At 74.6% G+C, this 7,346-nt stretch carries 9 protein-coding genes; 8 read left to right on the top strand and 1 reads right to left on the bottom strand.

All coding sequences use genetic code 11. The annotated features are described in order from the left end of the window. Positions 1–6: 6 nt before the first annotated feature. The 3 genes from ACWGSR_RS35145 to ACWGSR_RS35155 are packed head-to-tail and all read left to right on the top strand — an operon-like array spanning position 7 to position 2,188. Entirely contained in the window at positions 7–687 is a 681-nt protein-coding gene (locus ACWGSR_RS35145; protein WP_453572995.1) for a transglutaminase-like domain-containing protein, read from the top strand. Further along, positions 687–1,412: a phosphoribosylanthranilate isomerase gene (trpF, locus tag ACWGSR_RS35150; RefSeq protein ID WP_453572998.1), complete on the top strand. Its 726-nt coding sequence runs from the start codon at positions 687–689 to the stop codon at positions 1,410–1,412. Before ACWGSR_RS35145 ends, trpF begins: the two co-directional genes overlap by 1 nt. Next, positions 1,409–2,188: an indole-3-glycerol-phosphate synthase gene (locus ACWGSR_RS35155; RefSeq protein ID WP_453573001.1), complete on the top strand. Its 780-nt coding sequence runs from the start codon at positions 1,409–1,411 to the stop codon at positions 2,186–2,188. Before trpF ends, ACWGSR_RS35155 begins: the two co-directional genes overlap by 4 nt. Here the strand turns inward: ACWGSR_RS35155 and ACWGSR_RS35160 are convergent. Further along, on the bottom strand, positions 2,171–2,851 hold the full coding sequence (locus ACWGSR_RS35160) for a DUF2269 domain-containing protein (RefSeq protein WP_376243522.1): 681 nt from the start codon (positions 2,849–2,851) through the stop codon (positions 2,171–2,173). The two genes, ACWGSR_RS35155 and ACWGSR_RS35160, sit on opposite strands and share 18 nt — an antisense overlap. Before the next feature lie 121 nt (positions 2,852–2,972). Here ACWGSR_RS35160 and ACWGSR_RS35165 point away from each other — a divergent pair, with 121 nt between their 5' ends. The 5 genes from ACWGSR_RS35165 to ACWGSR_RS35185 are packed head-to-tail and all read left to right on the top strand — an operon-like array spanning position 2,973 to position 7,227. Beyond that, positions 2,973–3,866 carry a TetR/AcrR family transcriptional regulator gene (locus tag ACWGSR_RS35165; RefSeq protein WP_376243524.1) on the top strand — a complete coding sequence of 298 codons (894 nt, stop codon included), beginning with the start codon at positions 2,973–2,975 and terminating at the stop codon, positions 3,864–3,866. A gap of 25 nt (positions 3,867–3,891) precedes the next feature. Continuing rightward, positions 3,892–4,755: an NmrA family NAD(P)-binding protein gene (locus ACWGSR_RS35170; protein ID WP_366379201.1), complete on the top strand. Its 864-nt coding sequence runs from the start codon at positions 3,892–3,894 to the stop codon at positions 4,753–4,755. After that, positions 4,752–5,816 (top strand): zinc-binding dehydrogenase, encoded by a 1,065-nt coding sequence (locus ACWGSR_RS35175; RefSeq protein WP_453573006.1) that lies wholly within the window; start codon positions 4,752–4,754, stop codon positions 5,814–5,816. Before ACWGSR_RS35170 ends, ACWGSR_RS35175 begins: the two co-directional genes overlap by 4 nt. A gap of 11 nt (positions 5,817–5,827) precedes the next feature. Then, positions 5,828–6,295, top strand: coding sequence for an ester cyclase (locus ACWGSR_RS35180; RefSeq protein WP_376243531.1), 468 nt, complete (start codon positions 5,828–5,830; stop codon positions 6,293–6,295). Continuing rightward, positions 6,292–7,227, top strand: a complete 936-nt coding sequence (locus ACWGSR_RS35185) for an MBL fold metallo-hydrolase (protein ID WP_453573010.1) — start codon at positions 6,292–6,294, stop codon at positions 7,225–7,227. Before ACWGSR_RS35180 ends, ACWGSR_RS35185 begins: the two co-directional genes overlap by 4 nt. Positions 7,228–7,346 lie beyond the last annotated feature (119 nt).

The following is a 7,346-nucleotide window of genomic DNA, read 5'->3' on the forward strand; positions in this document are numbered from 1 at the left end:
CCCAGCATGGACCCGAACACCCTGCGCCCCACCGAGTTCCTCGACCACGGGTCGGCGGAGGTGCGCGCCTTCGTCCGCGACGCGCTGCCGCCCGGCGACCCCACCCCGCGCGAGGCCGCCGTCGCCCTCTACCACGCGGTCCGCGACGGCATCCGCTACGAGGTGTACGGGGCGGACCTCTCCCGCCGGGGCCTGCGCGCCAGCGAGGTGCTGCGCACCGGCTCCGGCATGTGCCTGCACAAGTCCGTGCTGTACGCGGCCTCCCTGCGCTCGCTGGGCATCCCGGCCCGGCTCGTCCTCACCGACGTGCGCAACCACCTCGCCTCCGAGAGGCTCAAGCGGCTCCTCGGCGGCGACGTCTTCACCCACCACGGCCTGACCTCCGTCCACCTGGACGGGCGCTGGGTGAAGGCCACCCCGGTCTTCAACAAGAAGCTGTGCCGCCTCTACCGGATGGCGCCGCTGGAGTTCGACGGCACGGCCGACAGCCTGCACCACCCCTTCGACGAGCGGGGCCGCCGGCAGATGGAGTTCCTGCGCGTCCACGGGGAGTTCGACGACCTGCCCTACGACCGGGTCCTGGCCGACCTGCGGGCCGCGCACCCCGGCCTGTTCCGGGACGGCTCGGCCGACTCCTTCGCCGACGGCTCGCTGGTCGCCGACGCGCGTCAGGCGGTGGCCGGGTAGTGCTGGTCAAATTCTGCGGGGCCGTCACCGAGGACGAGGCGGCGGCCGCCGCCGGTGCCGGGGCCGACCTGCTGGGACTCTGGTACGCGGTGCCCGGCGGCCCGGCCGAGCTGTCGGCCGGGCGCCTGACGGAGCTGGCCGCCGCGACCCGCGCGACCGGCCGCACCGAGCCCGTGCTCGTCACCTTCTCGAACGACGCCGAGGACCTGCTGCGGGTCCTGACCGGGGCCCGGGTGACCTGGATTCAGCTGCACGGCTTCCAGCCGCCGTCCGTGGTGCGTCGGCTGCGCCGGGGCGCGGGCCCCGGGCTGCGGATCGTCAAGGTGCTGCACGTGGACGGCGCCGGCCGCTGCCCGGAGGAGGGCCTGCTCCACGGCTACGAGCGGGCGGGCGCCGACCTGTTCCTCTTCGACGCCGTCGGACCCGGCGGCCGACTCGGCAGCACGGCCCGCGCCCTCGACCCGGCGGCGGTCGTCGCCCTCGCCGAACGTACGGAACTGCCCTTCCTGCTGGCCGGCGGCCTGCGCGCGGGCAACCACGGCCCGTTCGCCCCCGTCCGGGAGCTGCCCGGCTTCGCCGGCATCGACGTGGACTCGGCGGCCCGCGGCCCGGCCGGCCGGATCGACGCCGCCGCCGCCTCGGCGGTCGCCCGCGCGTGGCGGGCCGCCGGCCCGGCCCGGGGGCTTCCGGACCGCCTCGCCGGTCCGGTGGGGGAGGTCGCGTGAGCGCCTTCACCGACGCCCTCGCCGGGGCCCGCCGCCCCCTGGTCATGGAGGTCAAGCGCCGGGACGCGGACGGCGCCGACCTGCTCGGCGGCCGTCCGGTCGCGGAGGTGGTCGCCGCCTACGAGGCGGCGGGCGCGCCCTGCGTCTCGGTGGTGACCGGCCGCTGGTTCGGCGGGGACGAGGAGCTGCTCTCCGAGGTGGCCTCGCTGACCGCGCTGCCGCTGCTGCGCAAGGACTTCATCACCAGCCGGGGCCAGCTCAGGAGGTCGCGGGAGCGGGGCGCCTCGGCGGTGCTCCTGACGGCCGGGCTGCTGTCGGGGGACACCCTGGAGCGGCTGACCGGCCAGGCCCTGGAGCTCGGCCTCACCCCGTTCGTCGAGGTGGCCGACGCGGCGGAGGCGGCCGCGGTGCGGCACGGCGAGCACTGCGTCGTCGCCGTCAACAACAAGGACATCGCCACCCGGGAGCGCGGCGCGGGCGACCTGGGCCGCAGCGGGGAGCTGCTGCCCGCGGTCCGGGCCACCGGCACGCGGTTCCCGGTCAGCGCCAGCGGGATCCGGCGGCCGGAGCAGGCCGCCGCGCTGGTCGGCGCGGGCTACGCCGGGCTCCTGATCGGCACCGGCCTGCTGCGCGCGGACAGCCTCGCGGGCTGGTGCGCGGAGTACGACCGGGCCCGGGCCGCGCGGTGCGCGGGCCCGGACCCGGCCGGGGAACCGGACGGGTCCCGGGGGACGGACCGGTCCGGTGGCGCGGGGGCCTCAGGCGCGGGCGGCTGAGGCGTCGGCGGCCGGGGTGCGGCCGGCCTGAGCGCGGGCGGCCGGAGTGCGCCGGGCCGCCGCGGACTTCCGCCGGCCGCGGGCCGTACGGCCCCACGGCTTGTAGACGGAGACCACGGCCGCGACGGTGAGCAGGACGAACAGCATCGGCACGCTCCACAGCAGGAACTCGGCGGGCCAGCCGGGCTCCGGGGTGCCCCGGCCCGCGTCGGCCGTGTTCTTCGTGGCCTCGATGACGATCGGGTGGATCACGAACCACGCGAAGACCGTCATGAAGAGGGTGATGACCCACTTCACGATGATCCAGAAGTGCTGCATGAAGCCCCACACGGTGCCCCAGGACAGCAGGATCCCGGAGAGCGCGGCGGTGACGCTGAAGACCGTGACGCTGGTGTCGTCGAAGACGTACATCGCCTTGTAGACGCCCTTGGCGACGGCCGGGTCGTCGGTGGTGTAGCCCATGACGGCCAGGACCACCATGGACAGGGACAGGCCCACCCAGCCGACGGCGGTCACGACGTGGACCGCCAGCGTGAGCCTGCGCGCCCTGCGGCTGAGCTCGAACTTCTTCTTCGCCTTCACCGGGGCCTGCCTCCCCTTCGCGGTCGGCGCCGACGGGGTGGCGTCGGTCTCCTGCGGGCGTTCGACGGACGGTGCGGACAAGATTCATGCCTCCTGCGGACTGTGGGGATCATCGGCGAGGGCATAAACTCTTTATGCCGTACGGTGAAACTTCGTACAGAGTACAGAGCTAGTGCCTCCGAGGCGAGGGGATGTCAAGGGAATGGCGAAAAACAGCGGTAAGAACGAGGGCCGGACGGACCCGGGGCGCACCCTGGCGCTGCTGTGGCGGGACTACCACGGACCGGCCAGGAACGCCCGAGGACCCAAGCAGGGACTGACCGTCGACCGCATCGTGGATGCTGCGATCCACATCGCGGACGAAGAAGGGCTGGCCGCCCTCTCCATGCGCAAAGTGGCCGAACCCCTGGGGGTCTCCACGATGTCGCTGTACACCTACGTCAACGGCCGGGCCGAACTCGTCAACTGCATGTTCGACAAGATCCTCTCCGAATCACCGTCTCTGGACGGGGTCGAGGACGGGTGGAGAGCCGCTCTGGAGTTGTACGCCCGCGGCGCCCACGACATCGCCCTCCGCCACCCCTGGGTCCCGCCCCTGATGTCCTCCCGGATGCTCATGGGCCCCCACGAGACCGCCGTCTGGGACGGGGTGCTGCGCGCCGTCTCCGCGACCGGCCTCGACGAGCGCGACATGCTCGCCGTCGTCAACCTCGTCAACGGCTACGTGCGCGGCGCCGCCCTCCAGGACGCCGACAGCCGGCAGGACGAGCGGCGCGGCGGGATGAGCCACCAGGAGTGGTTCGAGCGCACCGGCCCCGAGTTGGAGCGCCTCATCCCCTTCACCCGCTTCCCCACCCTCACCCGGGTGTGGATGACCGGGGTCTTCGAGGAGCCCGGCTCGGGCTTCGGCGCCGACGGCGGCTTCGAGTTCGGCCTCCAGCGCGTCCTCGACGGCGTCGAGCGGTACGTCGACCGGTGCGCGGCCGACCGCGCGGAGGACGGCCGGGAGGAGGGCGGTCGAGCGGACCTCCGGGACCCCTCCAGCCCGGCGGCCGACGCTGGCACCACAACTGGCCGAGAAGTCTCATCTGGCTGAGACCGTGGTACGAGGGTGGAGCAGCGTGACAGTTCTGGTGACAGGCGCGACGGGATCCGTCGGCCGCCACGTGGTGGCACAGCTCGTGGACGCGGGGGTGCCCGTCCGGGCCCTCACCCGCAACCCGGAGGCAGCGGGCCTGCCCCCGCAGGTCGAAGTCCTGGCCGGCGACCTGACCAGGCCGGAGAGCGTCCGCGAGGCGCTGCGCGGCGTGGAGAAGCTCTACCTCTTCCCGGTCCCCGAGACCGCGGCCGAGGTCGCCGCCGCGGCGGCGGAGGCCGGCGTGCGCCACATCGTGGTGCTCTCGTCCTCCTCCGTCCTCGACGAGTCCGGCGACAACCACAGCGGCGAGCACCACCGCACCGTGGAGAAGGCCGTGGAGGCCTCCGGCGTCGACTGGACCTTCGTGCGCGGCGACGAGTACGCCACCAACGTCCTCTGGAAGTGGGGCCACTCGATCAGGACCGAGGGCGTCGTCCGCGCCCCCTACGGCAACGCCCCCCGCGTCCTGGTCCACGAGAAGGACATCGCCGCCGTCGCCGCCGCGGCCCTCCTGGAGGACGGGCACGCCGGCCGGGCGTACGTCCTCACCGGGCCCGAGGCCATCACCCAGGCCGACCAGGTCGAGGCCATCGGCGCGGCCCTCGGCCGGACGATCCCCTTCGAGGAGATCACCCCCGACCAGGCCCGCGAGCAGATGGGCCGCTTCATGCCGGCGCCGGTCGTCGAGATGGTCCTCGGCTACCTCGCCGACGCCGTCGAGAACCCGCCGGTCCCCGTGGACACGGTCGAGAAGGTCACCGGCCGCCCCGCGCTGACCTTCGCGCAGTGGGCCGTCGACCACGCCGGGGACTTCGCCCCGCAGGAGCAGGACCGGAGCGCGGCATGACCGTCACCACGGGCGCCGGCGCGACCGCCGGCACCGGCCGCCCCGCCCCCGCCAACCCCTCCGTGACCATGACCGGCAGCGGCGAGCCCGAGCAGCGCGTCGAACTGACCGACGCCGGCCGCCCCTCGGCCGGCCGCGGCAAGGTCGTCGTCGAGGTCGAGGCCGCCGGCGTCTCCTTCGCCGAGGTGCAGATGCTCCAGCACCTCCACCCCTTCCCGCCCCGCTTCCCCTTCGTCCCCGGCTACGACCTCGTCGGCCGCGTCACGGAGGTCGGCGAGGGCGTCACCGGATGGCGCGCCGGCGACCGGGTCGCCGCCATGCCCCGCTACGGAGCCTGGCAGCGCTACGTCGAGGTCCCCGCGAAGGTCCTCGCCCCGGTCCCCGACGGCCTGGACGCCGCCGAGGCCGTCTCCCTCGTCACCAACGGCGTGACCGCCTGGCAGATGGTGCACCGCCTCTCCGGCGCGCGCCCCGGCGACACCGTGCTCGTCCACGGCGCCAGCGGCGGCGTCGGCACCCTGCTCACGCAGATCGCCGTCCACCACGGACTGCGCGTCATCGGCACCGCCTCGCCCGCCAAGCACGACGCCGTGCGCGCGCTGGGCGCGGAGCCCCTCGACTACCGCACCCCCGACTTCCCCTCGGCCGTGCGCGCGCTCGCCCCCGAGGGCGTCGCCGCCGTCTTCGACCACATCGGCGGCAAGGGCCTGGACGACGGCTGGGCCGTGCTCGCCCCCGGCGGCACCCTGGTCTCCTTCGACTCCTCCGTCGCCGGCTACGAGCCCGGCCAGTGGTTCCGCCCGCACGTCCCGGCCCTGCGCCGGACCCTCATGCACGCCCTCGCCCGCCTCTTCGGCCGCACCGGCGGCCGCCGGATGCGGATGTACTACGTCAAGCCCGGCGCGGACTTCGACGCCGACCTGGGAGCCATGTACGAGCTGCTGGCCCGGGGCGTGCTGCGCCCCGAGATCGCCGGCCGCCTCCCGCTCGGCGAGTCCGCCGCGGCCCTGCGCGCCCTGCTCGACGGCCGCGCGGTCGGCAAGTACGTCCTCGTCCCCTGAAAGGAACCCCCATGACCGCCACGCTCACCGAGACCCCTGTCGACGCCTCCGCCGGGGAGACGATCCAGGCGCGCAACAAGCGGATCGCGCTCGACTGCGCCGCCGCCTGGAACCGCTGGGAGCTCGACGGCATCCTCACCCACTGGCACCCCGAGATCCGCCACTTCTCGGAGGACCGCCAGGTCGACACCGAGCAGATGATCGGCGCCATGAAGGGCGGCCTCGCCGCCTTCCCCGACCTCCACCTGGACGTCAGGAGCGCCGTCTCCGAGGACGACCGCGTCATCCTGCGCATCACCGTGACCGCCACCCACCTCGGCGAGTTCATGGGCAAGGCGCCGACCGGCAAGAAGGTCACCTGGTTCATGCTGGAGGAGCTCCGCTTCGACGCGGACGGAAAGATCGTCGAGCACTACGACGTCTTCAACTACATCCCGATGCTGAAGGAGCTGGGCTTCATCCCGGCGGACGGCCAGTGACCGGGGCCGGGACCGGGACCGCGGTCCGGCTCCCCGGGGCGACGGTCACCGAGGTGGCCGACGGCGTCCACGCGTACGTGCAGCCCGAGGGCGGCTGGTGCCTGAACAACGCGGGCATCGTCGCCGACGGCGGGCGCAGCGCCCTCGTGGACACCGCGGCCACCGAGGCCCGCGCCCGGCAGCTCCGGGCGGCGGCCCTGCGGATCGCCCCGCGCCCGCCGCGCGCGGTGGTCAACACCCACTTCCACGGGGACCACACCTTCGGCAACTTCGTCTTCCCCGAGGCCGTCACCGTCGGCCACGAGCGGACCCGCGCCATGGTGCGGGCCGCCGGCCTGCACCTGACCGGCCTCTGGCCCGAGGTCTGCTGGGGCGACATCGAGGTCACGCCGCCGGAGCTGACCTTCCGCGACGCCACCACCCTGCACGTCGGGGACACGCCCGTCGAGCTGATCCACATCGGGCCCGCGGCGCACACCACCGACGACACGGTGGCCTGGCTGCCCGAGCAGCGCGTGCTGTTCACCGGCGACCTGGTGATGAACGGCGTCACGCCCTTCTGCGTGATGGGCTCCGTGGCCGGCTCGCTGCGCGCCCTCGACCGGCTGCGCGCCCTCGGCGCCACCACCGTCGTGCCCGGCCACGGGCCGGTCGGCGGCCCGGAGCTGTTCGACGCCAACGCCTCGTACCTGCGCTGGATCCAGCGGCTGGCCGAGGAGGGCGCCGCCGCCGGGATCGCCCCGCTGGAGCTGGCCCGGGACGTCGACCTCGGACCGTACGCGGACCTCCTCGACGCCGAGCGCCTGGTCCCCAACCTGCACCGCGGCTACGCCGAGGCGCGGGGGCTCCCCGAGGGCTCGCCCCTCGACATCGGCGCCCTGTTCGACGAGATGGTCGTCCACCACGGCCGCCACCCGGTCTCCCTGGCCTGACCCCTCCCGACCCCGCTCCTCCACCACGACGTGGGCGGGGGGGGGGCCCCCCCCCCCGGCGCGCCCCCCCCCCCCGCCCCCCCCCCGCGGGAGAGGGGGGCCGGCGGCGGGCGGGGAGC

Source organism: Streptomyces sp. NPDC055632, assembly GCF_053618675.1.

Bases quoted from the DNA above. Each gene is read 5' to 3' on its own strand.
- ACWGSR_RS35165 (WP_376243524.1), top strand. From the start codon at position 2,973: ATGGCGAAAAACAGCGGTAAGAACGAGGGCCGGACGGACCCGGGGCGC.
- ACWGSR_RS35180 (WP_376243531.1), top strand. From the start codon at position 5,828: ATGACCGCCACGCTCACCGAGACCCCTGTCGACGCCTCCGCCGGGGAG.
- ACWGSR_RS35175 (WP_453573006.1), top strand. From the start codon at position 4,752: ATGACCGTCACCACGGGCGCCGGCGCGACCGCCGGCACCGGCCGCCCC.
- ACWGSR_RS35145 (WP_453572995.1), top strand. From the start codon at position 7: ATGGACCCGAACACCCTGCGCCCCACCGAGTTCCTCGACCACGGGTCG.